The organism is Mesorhizobium sp. M0077 (assembly GCF_040322955.1).
Lineage (GTDB): Bacteria > Pseudomonadota > Alphaproteobacteria > Rhizobiales > Rhizobiaceae > Mesorhizobium.
This window is the reverse complement of sequence record NZ_JAMYUL010000010.1, coordinates 132824-150134: the sequence shown is the minus strand read 5'-3', so window position 1 is coordinate 150134 and position 17311 is coordinate 132824. Positions and strand designations below refer to the sequence as shown.

The window sequence follows — 17311 nt, the reverse complement described above, 5'->3', positions numbered from 1 at the left end:
ACCTGAATCTCAACACACCTAGGCGCGTGCCTCCAAACGACAGGTTTGGAAACGTTGGTTGTGGATCGGGCTCAACTCAGCCCATCTCGACCCAAATCGGGAGATGGTCCGAACCGACCGCTTGCGGGTCGACCCACAGGCGCTTCAGCGATCCGGCGAGCGAGGCCGAGGTAAAGATGTAGTCGATGCGCTTGTGGCGGCTTGTGTCTTCGGGTCGCGTGGGATCGACCCAGGTGACGACGTCTGGTGTGTTCAGGCGCTGGGCGACGTCGACGGCGAGATCGGCGGTCAGCGGCATACCGAATTCATGGTCCGGGCGGCCGACGAGTTCGACATATTCGGGCGAGCCGGGCAGCATGTTGAAGTCGCCCATGACGATGAAGGCTTCGGGATAGGGCAGGTCCGGCAGGCCGATCTCGGGAATGCCGGAGAGGCCGCCGCCCTCGAAGGCATAGTTCAACAGGCGCTGGCGCAGGAAACGGATCTGGCTGGCGCGTTCAACCGGACTGCGATGGTCGAGATGCGTGGAATAGAAGCGGATGAAGCCGAGCGGGGTCTCGACCAGCGCCTCGAGTGCGCCGCGCTGGAAGTTCATCGCCTCAAGGCTGCGGCTGCGCGGCAAAAGCAGATTGCGCGACAGATGGATCGGTGTCTTCGACAGCACCATGTTGCCGAGCTGGAAAGTGGTGGTGATGGCGCGGCCGGCCTCCAGGCGCGAGCCGACATTGACCTCGAAATTGCTGCCGTAAGCGGCAAAATATTCGGGCAGCGCCTCGCCGATCTCGGCCACCATGTCGCGGTTGCCGTTCCTCGGATTGTTGCGGGTCACTTCCTGCAGCGCGATCACGTCGGCGCCGCGAACCGCCTCGGTGATGCGGCCGAGATCGTAGCGGCCATCCAGACCGATACCGTACTGGATGTTGTAGCTTACAACCTTCATTCCCGCGCCCCTCAAGCTCCGTCCGCGAACACTGCTACCGCGTCCCCGGCAAAAGGGCATCCGGCGCTTTAGTCGCAAAACGGCCTCGCCCTTGGCCGCGCCTTGGTTTAGAGCAAGGCGCAAGATCTAAAGCAAAGCCGCAAGGCCAACAGAAACTGCGTAGTCCAATGAAATTTCTCGATCAAGCCAAGGTTTATATCCGCTCCGGCGACGGTGGCGCCGGCTCTGTGTCGTTCCGGCGCGAAAAATTCATCGAGTTCGGCGGCCCGGATGGCGGCGACGGTGGCCGCGGCGGCGATGTCTGGCTGGAAGCGGTCAATGGGCTGAACACGCTGATCGACTATCGCTACCAGCAGCACTTCAAGGCCAAGACCGGTGTCCACGGCATGGGCCGCAACATGACCGGCGCCAAGGGCGCCGATGTGACGCTCAAGGTGCCGGCCGGAACCCAGGTGTTTGCCGAGGACAATGAGACGCTGATCTGCGACCTGACCGTGGTCGGCCAGCGCTTCCTGCTGGCCAAGGGCGGCAATGGCGGCTTCGGCAACCAGCATTTCAAGACCTCGACCAACCAGGCGCCTCGCCGCGCCAATCCGGGCCAGCCCGGCGAAGAGATGAATGTCTGGCTGCGGCTGAAGCTGATTGCCGACGCCGGCCTGGTCGGGCTGCCCAATGCCGGCAAGTCGACTTTTCTGGCAACCGTCACTGCGGCCAAGCCGAAGATCGCCGACTACCCCTTCACCACGCTGCATCCAGGTCTCGGCGTTGCCCGCATCGATGCGCGCGAATTCGTCATCGCCGACATTCCGGGCCTCATCGAGGGCGCGCATGAGGGTGTCGGCATCGGCGACCGCTTCCTCGGCCATGTCGAGCGCACGCGTGTACTTCTGCACCTGGTCTCGGCGCAGGAGGAAAACCCGGGCAAGGCCTACAAGACCGTGCGCGCCGAACTCGACGCCTATGGCAATGGGCTGATCGAAAAGGTCGAGATCGTCGCGCTCAGCCAGGTCGATATCCTAGACGCCGATGAGCGCAAGAAGAAGGTTGCGTCGCTCAAACGCGCTGCCGGCCGCGCGCCGATGCTGCTGTCGGCGGCCACCGGTGAGGGCGTCGAAGCGGTGCTGCGCGCGCTGATGGCGGTTGTCGGCGAAGCGCGCGACAGGGCTGCCGCTCCCGTCGAGACCCGCTGGGACCGATAGCGATGACGGCGCGGTCGCTGACAAAATACCGGCGCATCACGGTCAAGATCGGTTCGGCCTTGCTGGTCGACCGCACCAGCGGCCTGAAGCGCGACTGGCTGGCTTCGCTTGCCGAGGATATCGCGGTGCTGGCCAATGGTGGCGCCGAGATCCTGGTAGTCTCGTCCGGCGCCATTGCGCTCGGCCGCACCATTCTCGGTCTCGGCAAACGGGCGCTGAAGCTCGAGGAGAGCCAGGCGGCGGCCGCCGTTGGGCAGATTGCGCTGGCCGGCGCGTGGTCGGACGCGCTGGGCAAGGGCGCGCTGAAATCAGGCCAGATCCTGCTGACGCTCGGCGACACCGAAGAGCGCCGTCGCTATCTGAATGCCCGCGCGACGATCTCGACGCTGCTCAAGATGAAGGCGGTGCCGGTCATCAATGAGAACGACACGGTGGCGACCTCCGAAATCCGTTATGGCGACAATGACCGGCTGGCGGCCCGGGTGGCGACGATGATGGGCGCCGACCTGCTTGTGCTGCTCTCCGACATTGACGGGCTCTATACGGCGCCGCCGGCGCGCGATCCCGATGCGAAATTCATTCCGGTGGTCGACCGCATCACGCCCGATATCGAGGCTATGGCCGGGGCGGCCGCATCCGAACTGTCGCGCGGCGGCATGCGCACCAAGCTCGATGCCGGCAAGATCGCCACCGCCGCCGGCACCGCCATGATCATCACCTCGGGCACCAGGCTGTCGCCACTGATGGCGATCGAGCGTGGCGAGCGCGCCACCTTCTTCAGGCCGAGCGCCAATCCGGTGAAAGGCTACAAGACCTGGATCGCCGGCCAGCTCGAACCGGCCGGGCGGCTCACCGTCGACGCCGGCGCCATCGGTGCGCTGCTGTCCGGCAAATCTTTGCTGCCGGCCGGCGTCAGGCTGGTCAGCGGCAATTTCTCGCGCGGCGACACGGTGGCGATCCTGTCGCCGGAAGGGCGCGAGATCGCGCGCGGGCTTGTTGCCTACGATGCCGCCGATGCCGTAAGGATCGCAGGCCTGAAGACCGCCGAGATCGAAACCGTGCTCGGCTACGAGGCGCGCTCGGCGATGATCCACCGCGACGATCTGGTAGTGAGCGGCGCGGCCGAGTGAGGCGCGGCCCTGCGATTGACGGCGCGCTACTTGTCAGGTTCACGCGGCCATTTGGGCGGGTTGCGATACCTCTCCTGAACGTCCCGTTGAATTTTCAGAAGCTTGCTGCAACCTCCCAACTGTCCTTCAATGATAGCCTTGGCACGTTCATCCATTTCGGCTTGGGGGAGGTCCGTCCCGTCTGCGATGAGGTCGTGCATGACTGAGTCGGCCATCATTGCGTCTGTCGCTTTTTCCTCCTCCATCTTTTTCTTGAATTCTGCTTCAAGCCTCACACGCGGCCCACATCCATGTCCCTCCTCAACTACGACGTAGATTTGGGAAAACGGCGTCGGTAGCGCGCCGCAATAGCGCTCAGCGAGTACGAGGGACATCATCGAACCTACCATGGTCATGGCCCGGCCATCGGGGCTCTCGCCGAGTTCGATCTTGTCATCGCAGTAATCGGCTGCGCGAAGGCCGGTGGGCGCCAGCATCGTGGCCAAAGCAAACAAGACTGCGGCGCTCTTCACTCTGCTCTCCCGAATTTGCGGCCATTGCCGCGAAGGCCGGCCGCGTGTAAATCCACCAGGCTTCACCGGAGCGGTCAGATGTTGAACAAACACCAAGGCGAAGATGTAGCCAGTTTGATGGCACGGATGGGCCGCAATGCGCGCGCCGCCGCCCGACCGCTGGCTATCGCCACGACCAACGCCAAGAATGCCGCACTCGTCGCCATGGCCGACGCGATCATTTCGCGTGAGCAGGACATTCTCGACGCCAACGCCATCGATGTCTCTAACGGACACGAATCGGGCTTGTCCGGCTCCTTCATGGACCGGTTGAAGCTCGATCCGGCGCGCACCCGTGCCATGGCGGATGGCATACGTGAAATCGCCGAGCTCAGGGACCCGGTCGGCGATGTGATTGCCGCCTGGGATCGCCCCAACGGCCTGCAGATCGAGCGCGTGCGCACGCCGCTCGGCGTTGTCGGCGTCATTTATGAAAGCCGGCCGAATGTGACGGCGGATGCCGGCGCGCTCTGCCTCAAGGCCGGCAATCCGGTGATCCTGCGCGGCGGCTCGGACTCGCTCAATTCGTCCGCCGCCATTCATGCCTGCCTGGTCGAGGGGCTGAAGGCCGCCGGCCTGCCGGAAGACGCCATTCAGCTGGTGCCGACCACCGACCGCGCCGCCGTCGGCGAGATGCTGAAAGGGCTTGGCGGCAATCTCGACGTCATCATTCCGCGGGGCGGCAAGAGCCTGGTCGGGCGCGTCCAGAGCGAGGCGCGGGTGCCGGTCTTTGCCCATCTTGAAGGCATCTGCCATCTCTACATCGACCGCTCGGCCGATCTTGACATGGCGGTCAGGATCGCCGTCAACGCCAAGATGCGGCGCACCGGTGTCTGTGGCGCTGCAGAGACTTTGCTGGTCGACCGCATGGTGGCCTCCACACATCTGGTGCCGATCCTCGACGCGCTACGCGCCGCCGGCTGCGAGATCCATGCCGATCAGGAAGTGATGAAGCTGTTCTTCGACGCCAAGCCGGCGACCGATGCCGACTGGGTGACCGAATATCTCGACGCCATCATCGCGGTAAAACTGGTCGACGGGATTGCCGGCGCCATCGACCATATCGAGACGTTCTCCTCACACCACACAGAGGCGATCATCGCCGAGGATGCAAAGGCTGTGCAGCGCTTCTTCAGCGAGATCGACTCGGCGATTCTCCTGCACAATGCCTCCACCCAGTTCGCCGATGGCGGCGAGTTCGGCATGGGCGCCGAGATCGGCATCGCCACCGGCAAGATGCACGCGCGCGGACCGGTTGGTGTCGAGCAGCTGACCTCGTTCAAATACCGCGTGCGCGGGTCGGGACAGGTGAGGCCTTGAGCGCTGGCCTTACCCTCCCCCTTGTGGGGAGGGTGGCGAGCGCAGCGAGCCGGGTGGGGGTACGACGCTGAATTCTGCAATCCCCCCACCCCGCTCCGCTTCGCGGATCGACCCTCCCCACAAGGGGGAGGGTGGGGCGCCTCTTTCCTCGCACTACCTCCGCATGCCGCATGCCGAAAAGGGCCTTGCCGTCGGCCTGTTCGGCGGCTCGTTCAACCCGCCGCATGCCGGTCATGCGCTGGTGGCGGAAATCGCGCTCAGGCGGCTGGCGCTCGACCAGCTATGGTGGATGGTGACGCCAGGCAATCCGCTGAAGAGCACCAGGGAATTGGCGCCGCTGAGCGACCGGCTGCTCCAGTCGGAGCAGGTCGCCAAGAACCCGAAGATCAAGGTCACCGCCTTCGAGGCGGCGCATCATATTCGCTTCACCGCCGACACGCTGGCTCTGGTCAAGGCGCGCAATCCCGGCGTCGACTTCGTCTGGATCATGGGCGCTGACTCACTTCGCGATTTCCATCGCTGGCAGCGCTGGCGCCAGATCGTCATGACCTTCCCGATCGCCGTCATCGACCGCCCGGGCGCGACGCTGTCCTTCCTGTCCTCGGTCGTGGCCAAGACCTTCGACTATGCCCGCGTCGACGAGGGTGACGCGCCCCGGCTCGCCCGCATGAAGGCGCCGGCCTGGACCTTCATCCACGGCCCACGCTCGTCGCTGTCATCGAGTGCTATTCGCCAGCAAGCCAAGGTAACTCCGTAAGACCAGATCGCCGATGTCGCTTTTACGGCGGCCTTTCGCGATTGGCTGGGCGATGCTGCGCTGGATATGGCCACTTCAGTGAACCAGACCGACATCGGCCCCGATCATGGCACCCCGCCGGCGCCCGTGATCGCCATTGCCAGCGTAATCGTGTCGATGGCGCTGATTGCGGTCGGGAATGGGTTGATGTTCGCCTATATCCCGGTCCGGCTTGGCGTCGAGCGCTTCGATCCGACCTGGGCCGGGCTGATCATCACCGGCCTGTCTGCCGGCGGACTTGCCGGCTGTATCCTGACCGGGCCGCTGGTGCGCCGCGTCGGGCACGCCCGCGCCTTCATGGTGCTGTCGGCGCTGATAGCGCTGTCGAATGCTGCCATTGGCGCCGGCACCTACCCGCTGCTGTGGATCGCGGCGCGCGCGCTTTACGGTTTTGCAATATGCGGCCTGTTCATCGTCGCCCAGAGCTGGCTCAACGATGCCGTCGCAAACGCCATTCGCGGCCGGGTGATGGCGGTGTTTTACGTCGCCTATGTCGCCGGACTTGGCGTCGGCTATGCCCTGCTGGCGGCGGTCGACATCGCGACGGCGCAGGCGCCGCTGATCGGCATTGCCTTCACCGCGGTGTCGATCCTGCCGGTCGGCATGACGCGGTTGGCTCAACCGCCGCCACCTCGCGCAGCCTCCGTGGCGCTTGGCCGCGCCTGGCGGATCTCGCCGGTCGGCGTGGCCGGCATGCTGGCCGTCGGCGGCCTGTCGATGGCGATCGCCGGGTTCGCACCGATCCATGCCACGGCCAAGGGCTACAGCCAGGCCGATGTGGCGCTGCTTTTGTCGGCCATGCCCGTCGGCACGCTGATCCTGCAGATCCCGCTCGGCTGGATTTCGGATCGTACCGATCGCCGTTACGTGCTGGCCGGCGCTGCGGCACTGGCCATCGTTGCCGGTATTCTGGCTATCGGCTTTGACGGTGGCGCTCTGGCGGTGCTGGTGGTGATCTATGTGATCTGGGACGGCGCTTCGGAATCGATCTATTCGCTGGCCAGCGCACACGCCGCCGATCGCGCCGGCAAGGACGACATGGTGGCGCTGTCGAGTTCGTTGCTGTTTGCCTGGTCGCTGTCGGGGTTCATCGTGCCGGGTATCGTGACGGCCCTGTCGGCTGTCTATGGCACGCAGGCCTTCATTTATGTGGCCATCGTCATCGCCACCGTCTTCTGCCTGTTCGTGCTGTGGCGAGTGGCCACCACGCGCGCCGTCCCCGCTACGGAGACCAGCAGTTTCGCGCCGATGTCGGCGCAGGCGCCGCTGCCGGTGGAGCTCGCCTACGCCCCGGAAGATCAGCGCTGAACGGTTTCACAGCTCCTACTGCCTGGTGGCGGCAGTTTCCTGTCGAGCCTCCGGCGGAGGTGCGGGAACCGAAATGGCTTCGGCGTCGAACGCCTGCTTGACGCGTTTGGTGAGATCGATCTGGGTGGCGAAGAAATCCGCCGCCGTGGTCCAGTAGCGCAAGGTGATGGCGACGCTGGCATCGCCCACCGTGGCGACGAAGGCGATCGGCGCCGGCTCTCGCTTGACGCGGCGCTCGCCGCCGGCAACGCCGAGCATGGTTTTCTGCGCCAGGTCGATGTCGTTCCAGGAGCCGATGGTCAGCGTGATGTCGCCGCGGCGCACGCCGTTGCGGGTAAAATTCCGCACCGGCTGGTTCCACAGCGTCGAATTGGGCGCCAGCACATAGACGCCGTCTGTCGTGCGGAGCTTGGTGGCGAACAAGCCGATTTCCTCGATGGTGCCGGAAATGGCGCCGACCTCGACATATTCGTCGATGCGGAATGGCCTGAGCGCCAGAAGCATGATGCCTGCGGCGATGTTCTGCAGCGTGCCTTGCAGCGCCAGGCCGATGGCCAGCCCGATGGCGCCGATGGCGGCGATGATCGAAGCCGTCTGCACGCCGAACTGACCGAGCACCATGATGACGACCAGGATCAGGATGGCGTAGCGCACGATCTTCGAGAAGAAATGGCGCAGCGTCGCGTCGAAACCATGGATATGGCCGAGGCCGGCTGAGATCGATCGTTCTGCTAGCCCGGCGACGAGATAGCCGACGACCAGCAGGATGATGGCGCCGATGGCGGAGAAGGAATAGGAAACGATCAGCGTGCTGAGTTGCGCAAGGCCAGCCTGCACGGTGAGAAACGTGTTCTGGGGGTCGATTGGCATCAGGAGAATCCGTTTGGGGGGTGTGTCGATAACCCCTGCCGCGGCCATGGGTTCCGATTTTTCTCAAGGCTCCGGAACCGGAAGTCTTGCACTGCGTTCGCGCTGGCAGGGCCTCCCGTCTTGAAACTGCAAGGGAACTCTGCCTATCTATAGGGTGTCACCTGATTTCGTGGGTGATTTGGTTGTTCTTGCTGCGAAAGGAAATACACTGAGAACAGCATTGCGGAAGAAGGCTGACATCATGCCTTCGCCGGCCAGGATCAGCGTAGATGACGCCGTGTCCCGTGCCATCAAGACAGTCCTTGCCAGTCTGGAAGACTCCAAGGCCGAAAATATTGTCTCAATCGACATTCAGCGGAAATCGAGCCTCGGCGACTATATGGTCATCGCGTCGGGCCGGTCGCACCGTCATGTCTCGGCTGTCGCCGACCACCTCCTCAAGGCGCTCAAGGATGCCGGTCTCGGCACGGCGCGCGTCGAGGGGCTGTCCGGCGCCGACTGGGTCCTGATCGATTCAGGCGACATCATCGTCCATGTCTTCCGCCCAGAAGTCCGCGAATTCTACAATCTTGAAAAGATGTGGCAGGCGCCGGACCTCGAGGAAGAGACCTTGCACTGAGCTCCGTCTCATGTCGTAACCATCCTGGGTGCGACATGGATTGAAAGCTCGCCGAGGCAGGGATGAAGATAGCAGTTCATGCCGTGGGCCGGATGAAGGCCGGCCCCGAGAGAGAGCTCGCCGACCGCTATTTCGAGCGTTTCGCCAAGAGCGGCCCGGCGATCGGGTTCGAATTCTCTGGTGTCGCCGAGATCGCCGAGGGACGAGCCCAGAACGCCAATGAGCGCCGCCGCGAGGAAGGCCAGAAGCTGCAGGCACAGCTGCAGCCGGGCACGGCACTGTTCCTGCTCGACGAACGCGGCAAAAACCTGTCCTCAGACGATTTCGCCAGCCGTATCGGCCAGCTGCGCGATGGCGGACGCAAGGCGTTGGTCATCGCCATTGGCGGCGCCGACGGGCACGACCAGTCGATTCGCGATCAGGCTGAGCTGATGGTCTCGTTCGGCGCGGCGACCTGGCCGCACCAACTGGTGCGTGTCATGCTGGGCGAGCAGCTCTATCGGGCGGCAACGATTCTTTCGGGACATCCCTACCACCGTTCGTAAATCAGTGGGTCGAGGGTCAATCGTCCGGATTTCCGCCCCAATGCGCGGCTGTTTTGTGCTAGGCTTCGGTTCGATCATGGTTGATGGTTCGTTAACGAAGCCACGCATAGAGTCGGGCTTCAATGGCTGACAACGGGAAATCACGAACGGGCTTCCGGCACGCGCGCTGCGGCATCGCTGCGGCGGTGGTTTTGCTGTCGCTCGGGCTTGCACGGGCCGAAAATACGCTGGACGTGGCGCCCGACCCCGATCTGAGCCGTGCCGAATATGAGAAGGTGTCGGCCGAGATCACGCTGTCGTCCGAACGGCTGGCCAAGCTCGCCGCCGACATTGCTTCGGTCAAGAAGGACCATGCCTCGATCACCGCGGCGCTTATCCAGTCGGCTATGACCGAGCAGAAGCTCGGCCAGGACATCGAGGATATCGGCGCCAGGCTCGAAGGACTGAAGGGCGAGGAACAGAAGATCCGTGTCTCGCTGGCGGCGCGGCGCGACGTGCTGGCCGAGGTGCTGGGGGCGCTGCAGCGCATGGGGCTCAATCCGCCGCCGGCGATCCTGGTCAAGCCGGAAGACGCGCTGTCGTCGGTGCGCAGCGCCATCCTGCTCGGCGCAGTGGTTCCGGAACTGCGCCAGCAGACCGACAAATTGCTGGCCGACCTCAGGGAACAGACCCGGGTGACGGCCTCGATCGAGGCCGAGCGGACGCGGCTGACGGCGGCGGTCGGCGAGCAGACGGCGGAAAAGAAACGCCTCTCCATGCTGCTCGAAGCCAAGCAGAAGCTCGAGGCGGACACGTGGACGGCGATGGCCGCTGAAAAGCAGCGGTCCCAGGCGCTTGCGGCCAAGGCCGGCAGCCTGAAAGAGCTGATCGCTTCGCTTGAAGCCGACAAGAGCCGCAAGGCGGCGGATGCCGTCAAGGCAGGCGAACAGAAAGCGGCCGACAGCGATAAGCCGGACGCCGATAACGCCGATGCAGGCACAACCGCGTCGACGGAGCTGGCTTCGCTGCCCGTGCCGGAAGGCAACCGCCTCACCGCCGCCGCGCCGTTTTCGGCACTTCAGGGACAAGTCTCGCTGCCGGTCACCGGCAAGATCAAGCTGCGTTTCGGGGCCGATGACGGTAACGGCGCGGTGATGCTTGGCGACATGGTTGCGACACAATCGGGAGCCATCGTCACGGCACCGGCGGACGGAAATGTGCTTTATGCGGGGCCTTTTCGCTCCTATGGTCAACTCTTGATCCTCAATGCGGGAGACGGCTATCATGTCGTCCTGGCGGGGATGAGCAGAATCAGCGTCGCGTCTGGCCAGTCGGTGCTCGCAGGAGAGCCGGTCGGCGCGATGGGAGAGGCCCGGGTGGCAAGCACCTCGGCCTCGAAGAATGGAAATGCCACGCCGGAACTCTATGTCGAGTTCCGCAAGGATGGAAAACCCGTCGATCCGACCCCATGGTGGGCGGACCGCTTCTCTGGAAGGACGTGAAATGATGCGGAAACTGTCGCTTCTTATTGCCGGTGCGCTGATGGGCGCGTCAGCGATGAGCCTGGTCTATGGCGCGCCCGGCTCGACGGCGAACGCTGCAGGCTCCGAGACCTATAAGCAACTGGCGATCTTCGGCGACATCTTCGAGCGCGTGCGGGCGCAGTATGTGACGCCGCCGGACGACAAGTCGCTGGTCGAAAACGCCATCAACGGCATGCTCACCTCGCTCGACCCGCACTCCTCCTACATGAATGCCGAGCAGGCGCAGGACATGCGTGTGCAGACCAAGGGTGAGTTCGGCGGCCTTGGCATCGAGGTCACCATGGAGAACGATCTGGTCAAGGTGATCACGCCGATCGACGACACCCCGGCTGCCAAGGCAGGCGTGCTGGCCGGCGACTATATCGCCAAGATCGACGGCCAAGAGGTTCGCGGCCTGACGCTCAACGATGCAGTCGAAAAGATGCGCGGCCTGGTCAACACGCCGATCAAGCTGACCATCCTGCGCCAGGGCGCCGACAAGCCGATCGAGTTGACGGTGGTGCGCGACATCATCAAGGTCAAGGCGGTCAAGTTCCGGGTCGAGAACGACATCGGCTACATGAAGATCACCTCCTTCACCGAAAAGACCTATGACGACCTCGAGAACGCCATCGACACCATCAAGAAGCAGGTGCCGAACGACAAGCTCAAGGGCTATGTGCTCGATCTGCGCCTCAACCCGGGCGGCCTGCTCGACCAGGCGGTGAGCGTGTCCGACGCCTTCCTCGACCGTGGCGAGATCGTCTCGACCCGCGGCCGCGACCCGAAGGACGTCACACGCTTCGACGCCAAGGCAGGCGACGACATCGGCGCCAAGCCGCTGATCGTGCTCGTCAATGGCGGTTCGGCCAGCGCCTCCGAGATCGTCGCCGGCGCGCTGCAGGATCTGCGCCGCGCCACAGTGGTCGGCACGCAGTCGTTCGGCAAGGGCTCGGTGCAGACCATTATCCCGCTTGGCGAGAACGGCGCGCTGCGCCTGACGACGGCGCTCTATTACACGCCGTCCGGCAAGTCGATCCAGGGCAAGGGCATCACGCCCGACATCAAGGTCGACCAGCCGCTGCCGCCCGAACTGCAGGGCAGGGACCTGACGCGCGGCGAATCGGACCTCAAGGGCCATATCAAGGGCGCCGACGAGAGCGATACCGGCTCGGGCTCGGCTGCCTATGTGCCGCCGGATCCGAAGGACGATCTGCAGCTGATCTATGCCGAACAGCTGCTGCGCGGCCAGAAGACCGATCCGGCATTCCCGCCGAATCCGGAGAAGGCAGTGCTTAACCAGTGAAATCGACTGGTAGCTCTGGCTGCCCAATCGAAGCGATGCAATGCTGCCGGGACCGTGAGGTTCCGGCAGTTTGATTCGGGGACCGCTGGGCGCTGCGCCTCAAAAGGCGCAGGGGACGCGCCGTCAGTTTTGGATCTGCGCATGGCGAAAAGATTTCGCCGATCATGCGCCCGGGGATGCGGCTTGGCTGACATCGGCAAGGACATCGAACGCCCACTCGGACAGGCCGCCCGACCGCGTGCTGCGTCGCGCGGGATCAGCGCTGGCGCCGTCGCGGCGACGCTGGTCGTGCTGGCCGCGGTCGGCATCTCCGGCGCGATCGCGCTGCGCGAGAAGCCGTTCCGCAAACCGGAAGCAATCGCGGTCTCGACGCCAAAGGTGACGGCGGCGGCCGAGCCCGCGGCCGCAGCACCCACTGCTCAAGCGACGGCGGCAGCGCCGAAGGCGGAAACGCCCAAGGCCAGCGGTCCGCAGATCATCCATGTGCAAACCCAGGAGGGTGACGGCCCGCCCAATGCAGCCATCGTCATCCACGACCCGTCGACGATCGGCCAGAACCTGAAGATCGCGCATATCCCCGACAGGGCGCTGATCGAGGCCAGCGACACCGGCCCACTCCCGGTTCGCGCCGCTGACGGCCGGCGGCCGTTCGATGTCTATGCGCGGCCGTGGTCGGGTTCGCGTGGCGCTCGAGTGGCAATCGTCATCGGCGGGCTTGCCGTGTCGCAGACCGGCACGCAGGCCGCGATCGCCAAGCTGCCGGCCGAAGTGACGCTGGCTTTTGCGCCGCAAGGCAACAGCATCGGCCGCTGGATGCAGGCGGCACGGCAGCGCGGGCATGAGGTGGTCATGCAGGTGCCGCTCGAACCGTTCGACTATCCCAACGTCAATCCCGGCCGCAACACGCTGACAGTGGCGGCAAGCCCGGACGACAATCTGAAGAATCTGCGCTGGGCGCTGTCGCGGACCACCAACTATACCGGCGTCATGAACTATATGGGGGCGCGCTTTTCGGCCGACGCGACAGCGATGGGGCCGTTCATGGCCGAGCTTGGCAAGCGCGGCCTTGCCTATGTCGATGACGGCTCGTCCGCGCGGAGCCTGGCGTCCGATCTCGCCTTGAAGGACGGTGTGCCGTTCGTCGCCGGCGATACGGCAATCGACGCCGTGCAGGACCGCGGCGCCATCCTGAAAAAGCTCGACGCGCTGGAAGCGACCGCGCGTGCCAAAGGCTCCGCCGTCGGCATCGGCTCGGCTTTCGACCTCACCGTCGACACCGTGGCGTTCTGGGCGGTCGAAGCGAAAAAGCGCGGCATCGAGATCGTGCCGATCTCGGCGGTGGCCATCGACCCGGAAAAGGGCTGACCGGCGCTTGTGGCGATTTTCAACGATGCCGAGAAAAGAGCTCTCTCTGGGCCTGATTGATTGAACCATCATCCCAGTCGACCTCGCGCTTTGATTGCGGGATGTGTCTCCGCCGATATTCGTTGTTGTAGAACAGGGTGCCGTGGATTCCGAGCACATCGCGTTTCAGGATGGGACGACCCCAAAGCGGCGCCAGCACGCGACCTGCCTCGTCTTCACCAAGCCGCTCAAATAAATCTTCGGCCAGTTCCATGTCTCTTCCATCCGGGAAGATGGCGGCGTACTCCTCCTCTGTTGCCTCGAACACGCTGAAGGTTGCGTTCAAGGCGCCGTCGATGATTTGAATATTTTTCATGGGATTACTCTGCCATTCGACCGCAACGGCGGCAACGGGGCCGGGTGGCAGTGACTGGAACGAACCCAAGTTTTCCGCTTCCGGGGCAAGCCTACTTTGAGTACGCTCCGCTCCGGTTCTCGAAATCATTCGCCACTGCCTCGCCGGAGCGAATCTCAGAACGGCTTTAAACTCCGATGGCTAAAAAGATCGACCCCGAGACGCTGCCATACCGCCCCTGTGTCGGGCTGATGATCCTCAATGGCGACGGGCTGGTCTGGGTCGGGCACCGCATCGCCGAGCCGGACAGCGAATTCGCCGGCACCACGCAGCTCTGGCAGATGCCGCAAGGTGGCATCGACGAGGGCGAGGAGCCGCTGCAGGCGGCCGGGCGCGAGCTCTATGAAGAGACCGGCATGCGCTCGGTCACGCTGCTGGCCGAGGCGCCGCACTGGATCAATTACGACCTGCCGCCCGATCTGGTCGGCATAGCCCTCAAGGGGCGTTATCGCGGCCAGACGCAGAAATGGTTCGCCTACCGCTTTCACGGCGAGGCCAGCGAGATCCAGATCAATCCGCCGCCCGGCGGCCACACCGCCGAATTCGATGAATGGGCATGGCGGCCAATGCAGGACCTGCCCGATCTGATAGTGCCGTTCAAACGCAACGTCTATGAGGATGTGGTGGCGACGTTCCGTCATCTTGCCTAGCTGGATGTGACGGTTCGCACGGCACCTGATTCGTGCTTTATTGATCGGGACACCCGCAGCCACGAGATCCATATGAACGACGCCGGGCAATGGCCTCTTAGCGCAGCGTATGGGCTGCCCCTCACCTGCCTGCCGGCTTTCGTCACTCGAAAAGCCAAGCAGTTGGCTTTTCGTCCGCCTTACGCGGACCGCTCTTCAACTCCCCGTACAGGGCCGGGGAGAAATATCCGGCAGGACAATGAGGGGCAGCGCCGACTTCGTCGGATCTGCGATGCATAAAGCCAAAGATACCATCAGCGAAGCGGCGGCCGGCGCCATTCTCACCATCGATCTCGGCGCGGTCAGGGAGAATTACCGGCGGCTGAAGGCAAAGCTCGGCGGCGCGCGCTGCGCCGGCGTCGTCAAGGCCGACGGTTACGGGCTCGGCGCGCGGCAAGTGGCGGCGGCACTGGTTGCCGAAGGCTGCGACAGCTTCTTTGTCGCGCATCTCACCGAGGGTGTCGCGCTGCGCGACGCACTCGGACCGAAGCTGGAAATCCATGTGCTGAACGGCCTGCCGCCGGGCTCGGAACCTGAAGCGGTGGCCGCCGACCTTGTTCCCGTCATCAACAGCACCGGGCAACTGAAGGCGTGGAGCGAGGCAGGCCAAAAGGCCGGCCGCAAGCTCAAGGCCGCCATCCAGGTCGACAGCGGCATGTCGCGGCTGGGCATGGCGCCGGCAGAGGTCGAGGCGCTTACGGCCGATGCTTTCGCCGGCGTCGATGTCGTCCTCGTCATGAGCCATCTGGCCCGCGCCGACGAGCCGGGCAATCCGGCCAATGACGCGCAGCTCAAAGAGTTCGAACGGCTGCGCAAAATGCTGCCCAAGGCGCCGGCGTCGCTCGACAATTCCTCCGGCATCTTTCTTGGGCCGCGCTATCAGTACGACCTCGCGCGTCCTGGCGCTGCGCTCTACGGCATCAATCCGACGCCTGATGAGGCGAACCCGATGCTGCCGGTGGTGCGGCTCGAGGCAAAGATCATCCAGACACGCGGCATCGATAAGGGCGCGGGCGTCGGCTACGGACATGCGTTTCTGGCCAGCGGTCCCTTGCGCGCGGCCACGATCTCGCTCGGCTATGCCGATGGCTGGCACCGGCGCGCGGCTTCGGCTGCCTGGCTCGACGGCGTGCGACTGCCCTTTGTCGGGCGGGTGTCGATGGATTCGATCATACTCGACATCTCGGCCCTGCCGGCCGGCCGGCTGCGCGAGGGCGACCTTGTCGAACTCCTGGGCCCCTCGCAGAGCGTCGATGACGCCGCCGGTCATGCCGGCACGATCGGTTATGAAATCCTGACCAGTCTCGGCCCCCGCTTCCACCGCCGCTATATCAACGAATAGAGCCGCGACACGCCGCCCCTTGGCGGACGCCGCAGAATCCGGCAGACAGGAGGCGGCGGCCCTCTGACGGAAGTCGTCGTGGAGAGTGATGCGATGAAGATCTTCGTGTTGGGCGGCGGCGTTATCGGGGTCACCACTGCCTATTATCTCGCTGAGGCCGGCCACGAGGTGACGGTGTTCGACCGCCAGAAAGGGCCGGCGCTGGAAACCAGCTTCGCCAATGCCGGCGAGATCTCGCCGGGCTATGCTTCGCCCTGGGCCGGCCCCGGCATTCCGCTGAAGGCAATCAAGTGGCTGTTGATGAAGCACGGCCCGCTGGTGGTGCGGCCGGCCTTCGATCCGTATATGTGGACATGGCTCATCAAGATGCTGCGCAATTGCACCGCGGATCGCTATGCCATCAACAAGGCGCGCATGGTGCCGCTCGCCGAATACAGCCGCGACACGCTGAAGGCGCTGCGCGAGGCGACCGGCATCGCTTATGATGAGCGGACCAAGGGCACGCTGCAGCTGTTTCGCACGCAAAAGCAGCTCGACGGCACCGGCGGCGATGTAGAGGTGCTGAAGAAATATGGCGTTCCCTACGAGTTGCTCGATCCCGAAGGCTGCATTGGCGCCGAACCTGCGCTGGCCGGCGTGCGGGAAAAGTTTGTCGGCGGGCTGAGATTGCCCGGCGACGAAACTGGCGACTGCAAGATGTTCACCGATCGGCTGGCCGAGCTCTGCGTGGCGCGCGGCGTCACGTTCGAGTACGGTACGCAGATCCGGCGCTTCTCCAAGAACCGCAATCGCATCGTCAGCGTCGGCACCGACCAGCGCTCGCGCGCGGCCGACGCTTATGTGCTGGCGCTGGGCAGCTATTCGGCGCGCTTCATGCGCCTGCTCAGGCGCCCGATCCCGGTCTATCCGGTCAAGGGCTATTCGATCACCGTTCCGATCAAGGACGCGGTCGCCGCCCCGGTGTCGACGGTAATGGACGAAACCTACAAGGTGGCGATCACCAGGCTCGGCGACCGCATCCGCGTCGGCGGCACGGCGGAGATTTCCGGCTTCGATCTCAGGCTGCATGAATCGCGCCGGCGCACCCTCGAACATTCGGTCGGCGATCTGTTCCCGGATGGCGGCGACCTCAAGGCGGCGTCCTTCTGGTGCGGGCTGCGGCCGATGACGCCGGACGGGCCGCCGCTGGTCGGCCGCACCGAGTTCTCCAACCTCTATCTCAACACCGGGCACGGCACGCTTGGCTGGACCATGGCCTGCGGCTCGGCCAAGGTGCTGTCCGACATCATCTCCAGCAAGGTGCCTGATATCGATGTGCGGGAGCTGGGGCCGGAGCGGTATTTGAGGTAGGGGTGCTTTTTAAAGCTGGCGGGCCAGCACCCCCTCTGTCCTACCGGACAGAGGGGGTGTAAAGGATCGCTACAGAACGGCATTC

The 17311-nt window shown here is 64.4% G+C and carries 17 protein-coding genes; 13 read left to right on the top strand and 4 right to left on the bottom strand.

Annotated features, from left to right (window positions below; translation table 11 throughout):
• Positions 1–76: 76 nt before the first annotated feature.
• On the bottom strand, positions 77–940 hold the full coding sequence (locus NKJ57_RS20115; RefSeq protein WP_023668690.1) for an endonuclease/exonuclease/phosphatase family protein: 864 nt from the start codon (positions 938–940) through the stop codon (positions 77–79).
• Positions 941–1107: 167 nt separating this feature from the next.
• On the opposite strand from NKJ57_RS20115, the gene obgE reads away from it, so the two are divergent.
• A complete protein-coding gene (gene obgE / locus NKJ57_RS20110) occupies positions 1108–2139 on the top strand; it encodes a GTPase ObgE (RefSeq protein WP_023668691.1) in 1032 nt (343 codons plus the stop codon).
• 2 nt (positions 2140–2141) lie between these two features.
• A complete protein-coding gene (gene proB, locus NKJ57_RS20105; RefSeq protein WP_023668692.1) occupies positions 2142–3269 on the top strand; it encodes a glutamate 5-kinase in 1128 nt (375 codons plus the stop codon).
• Between the two features lie 26 nt (positions 3270–3295).
• Here the strand turns inward: proB and NKJ57_RS20100 are convergent, their stop codons facing one another.
• Positions 3296–3781 carry a hypothetical protein gene (locus tag NKJ57_RS20100; RefSeq protein WP_352512179.1) on the bottom strand — a complete coding sequence of 162 codons (486 nt, stop codon included), beginning with the start codon at positions 3779–3781 and terminating at the stop codon, positions 3296–3298.
• 78 nt (positions 3782–3859) lie between these two features.
• On the opposite strand from NKJ57_RS20100, the gene NKJ57_RS20095 reads away from it, so the two are divergent.
• From NKJ57_RS20095 to NKJ57_RS20085, 3 genes are all read left to right on the top strand, one after another.
• Positions 3860–5140: a glutamate-5-semialdehyde dehydrogenase gene (locus tag NKJ57_RS20095; RefSeq protein ID WP_352512180.1), complete on the top strand. Its 1281-nt coding sequence runs from the start codon at positions 3860–3862 to the stop codon at positions 5138–5140.
• Positions 5141–5303: 163 nt separating this feature from the next.
• On the top strand, positions 5304–5897 hold the full coding sequence (locus NKJ57_RS20090; RefSeq protein ID WP_352512182.1) for a nicotinate-nucleotide adenylyltransferase: 594 nt from the start codon (positions 5304–5306) through the stop codon (positions 5895–5897).
• Positions 5898–5963: 66 nt separating this feature from the next.
• Positions 5964–7244 carry an MFS transporter gene (locus tag NKJ57_RS20085; RefSeq protein WP_352512184.1) on the top strand — a complete coding sequence of 427 codons (1281 nt, stop codon included), beginning with the start codon at positions 5964–5966 and terminating at the stop codon, positions 7242–7244.
• Between the two features lie 15 nt (positions 7245–7259).
• Here NKJ57_RS20085 and NKJ57_RS20080 read toward each other — a convergent pair whose 3' ends face one another.
• Positions 7260–8114, bottom strand: coding sequence for a mechanosensitive ion channel family protein (locus tag NKJ57_RS20080; RefSeq protein WP_352512186.1), 855 nt, complete (start codon positions 8112–8114; stop codon positions 7260–7262).
• Between the two features lie 241 nt (positions 8115–8355).
• Here NKJ57_RS20080 and rsfS point away from each other — a divergent pair, with 241 nt between their 5' ends.
• The 5 genes from rsfS (at position 8356) to NKJ57_RS20055 (ending at position 13451) form a co-directional block, all read left to right on the top strand.
• Positions 8356–8733 carry a ribosome silencing factor gene (gene rsfS, locus NKJ57_RS20075; protein WP_023668698.1) on the top strand — a complete coding sequence of 126 codons (378 nt, stop codon included), beginning with the start codon at positions 8356–8358 and terminating at the stop codon, positions 8731–8733.
• Positions 8734–8795: 62 nt separating this feature from the next.
• On the top strand, positions 8796–9278 hold the full coding sequence (gene rlmH, locus NKJ57_RS20070) for a 23S rRNA (pseudouridine(1915)-N(3))-methyltransferase RlmH (protein ID WP_023668699.1): 483 nt from the start codon (positions 8796–8798) through the stop codon (positions 9276–9278).
• A 122-nt stretch (positions 9279–9400) separates the two neighbouring features.
• Positions 9401–10759: a murein hydrolase activator EnvC family protein gene (locus tag NKJ57_RS20065; protein ID WP_023668700.1), complete on the top strand. Its 1359-nt coding sequence runs from the start codon at positions 9401–9403 to the stop codon at positions 10757–10759.
• A gap of 1 nt (position 10760) precedes the next feature.
• Complete coding sequence (locus tag NKJ57_RS20060) at positions 10761–12086, top strand: S41 family peptidase (protein ID WP_023668701.1); 1326 nt, start codon at positions 10761–10763, stop codon at positions 12084–12086.
• Positions 12087–12269: 183 nt separating this feature from the next.
• Positions 12270–13451: a divergent polysaccharide deacetylase family protein gene (locus NKJ57_RS20055; RefSeq protein WP_352512187.1), complete on the top strand. Its 1182-nt coding sequence runs from the start codon at positions 12270–12272 to the stop codon at positions 13449–13451.
• Between the two features lie 19 nt (positions 13452–13470).
• On the opposite strand, the gene NKJ57_RS20050 is transcribed toward NKJ57_RS20055, so the two are convergent.
• Positions 13471–13806 (bottom strand): DUF8220 family protein, encoded by a 336-nt coding sequence (locus NKJ57_RS20050; RefSeq protein WP_023688909.1) that lies wholly within the window; start codon positions 13804–13806, stop codon positions 13471–13473.
• A gap of 176 nt (positions 13807–13982) precedes the next feature.
• Between NKJ57_RS20050 and NKJ57_RS20045 the strand changes: the two genes are divergently transcribed.
• The 3 genes from NKJ57_RS20045 to NKJ57_RS20035 all read left to right on the top strand — a co-directional run bounded on the left by NKJ57_RS20045 (position 13983) and on the right by NKJ57_RS20035 (position 17226).
• Positions 13983–14495, top strand: coding sequence for an RNA pyrophosphohydrolase (locus tag NKJ57_RS20045; protein WP_023824279.1), 513 nt, complete (start codon positions 13983–13985; stop codon positions 14493–14495).
• Positions 14496–14766: 271 nt separating this feature from the next.
• Complete coding sequence (gene alr, locus NKJ57_RS20040) at positions 14767–15876, top strand: alanine racemase (RefSeq protein ID WP_352512189.1); 1110 nt, start codon at positions 14767–14769, stop codon at positions 15874–15876.
• Positions 15877–15969: 93 nt separating this feature from the next.
• Positions 15970–17226, top strand: coding sequence for a D-amino acid dehydrogenase (locus NKJ57_RS20035; protein WP_023668705.1), 1257 nt, complete (start codon positions 15970–15972; stop codon positions 17224–17226).
• The last annotated feature ends 85 nt before the right edge of the window (positions 17227–17311 follow it).

Coding starts and splice junctions, on each gene's coding strand:
- rsfS (WP_023668698.1), top strand. CDS start 8,356: ATGCCTTCGCCGGCCAGGATCAGCGTAGATGACGCCGTGTCCCGTGCC.
- NKJ57_RS20065 (WP_023668700.1), top strand. CDS start 9,401: ATGGCTGACAACGGGAAATCACGAACGGGCTTCCGGCACGCGCGCTGC.
- NKJ57_RS20080 (WP_352512186.1), bottom strand. CDS start 8,114: ATGCCAATCGACCCCCAGAACACGTTTCTCACCGTGCAGGCTGGCCTT.
- obgE (WP_023668691.1), top strand. CDS start 1,108: ATGAAATTTCTCGATCAAGCCAAGGTTTATATCCGCTCCGGCGACGGT.
- NKJ57_RS20090 (WP_352512182.1), top strand. CDS start 5,304: ATGCCGCATGCCGAAAAGGGCCTTGCCGTCGGCCTGTTCGGCGGCTCG.
- NKJ57_RS20035 (WP_023668705.1), top strand. CDS start 15,970: ATGAAGATCTTCGTGTTGGGCGGCGGCGTTATCGGGGTCACCACTGCC.
- NKJ57_RS20095 (WP_352512180.1), top strand. CDS start 3,860: ATGTTGAACAAACACCAAGGCGAAGATGTAGCCAGTTTGATGGCACGG.
- NKJ57_RS20050 (WP_023688909.1), bottom strand. CDS start 13,806: ATGAAAAATATTCAAATCATCGACGGCGCCTTGAACGCAACCTTCAGC.
- proB (WP_023668692.1), top strand. CDS start 2,142: ATGACGGCGCGGTCGCTGACAAAATACCGGCGCATCACGGTCAAGATC.
- alr (WP_352512189.1), top strand. CDS start 14,767: ATGCATAAAGCCAAAGATACCATCAGCGAAGCGGCGGCCGGCGCCATT.
- NKJ57_RS20045 (WP_023824279.1), top strand. CDS start 13,983: ATGGCTAAAAAGATCGACCCCGAGACGCTGCCATACCGCCCCTGTGTC.
- NKJ57_RS20115 (WP_023668690.1), bottom strand. CDS start 940: ATGAAGGTTGTAAGCTACAACATCCAGTACGGTATCGGTCTGGATGGC.
- NKJ57_RS20085 (WP_352512184.1), top strand. CDS start 5,964: ATGGCCACTTCAGTGAACCAGACCGACATCGGCCCCGATCATGGCACC.
- NKJ57_RS20060 (WP_023668701.1), top strand. CDS start 10,761: ATGATGCGGAAACTGTCGCTTCTTATTGCCGGTGCGCTGATGGGCGCG.
- rlmH (WP_023668699.1), top strand. CDS start 8,796: ATGAAGATAGCAGTTCATGCCGTGGGCCGGATGAAGGCCGGCCCCGAG.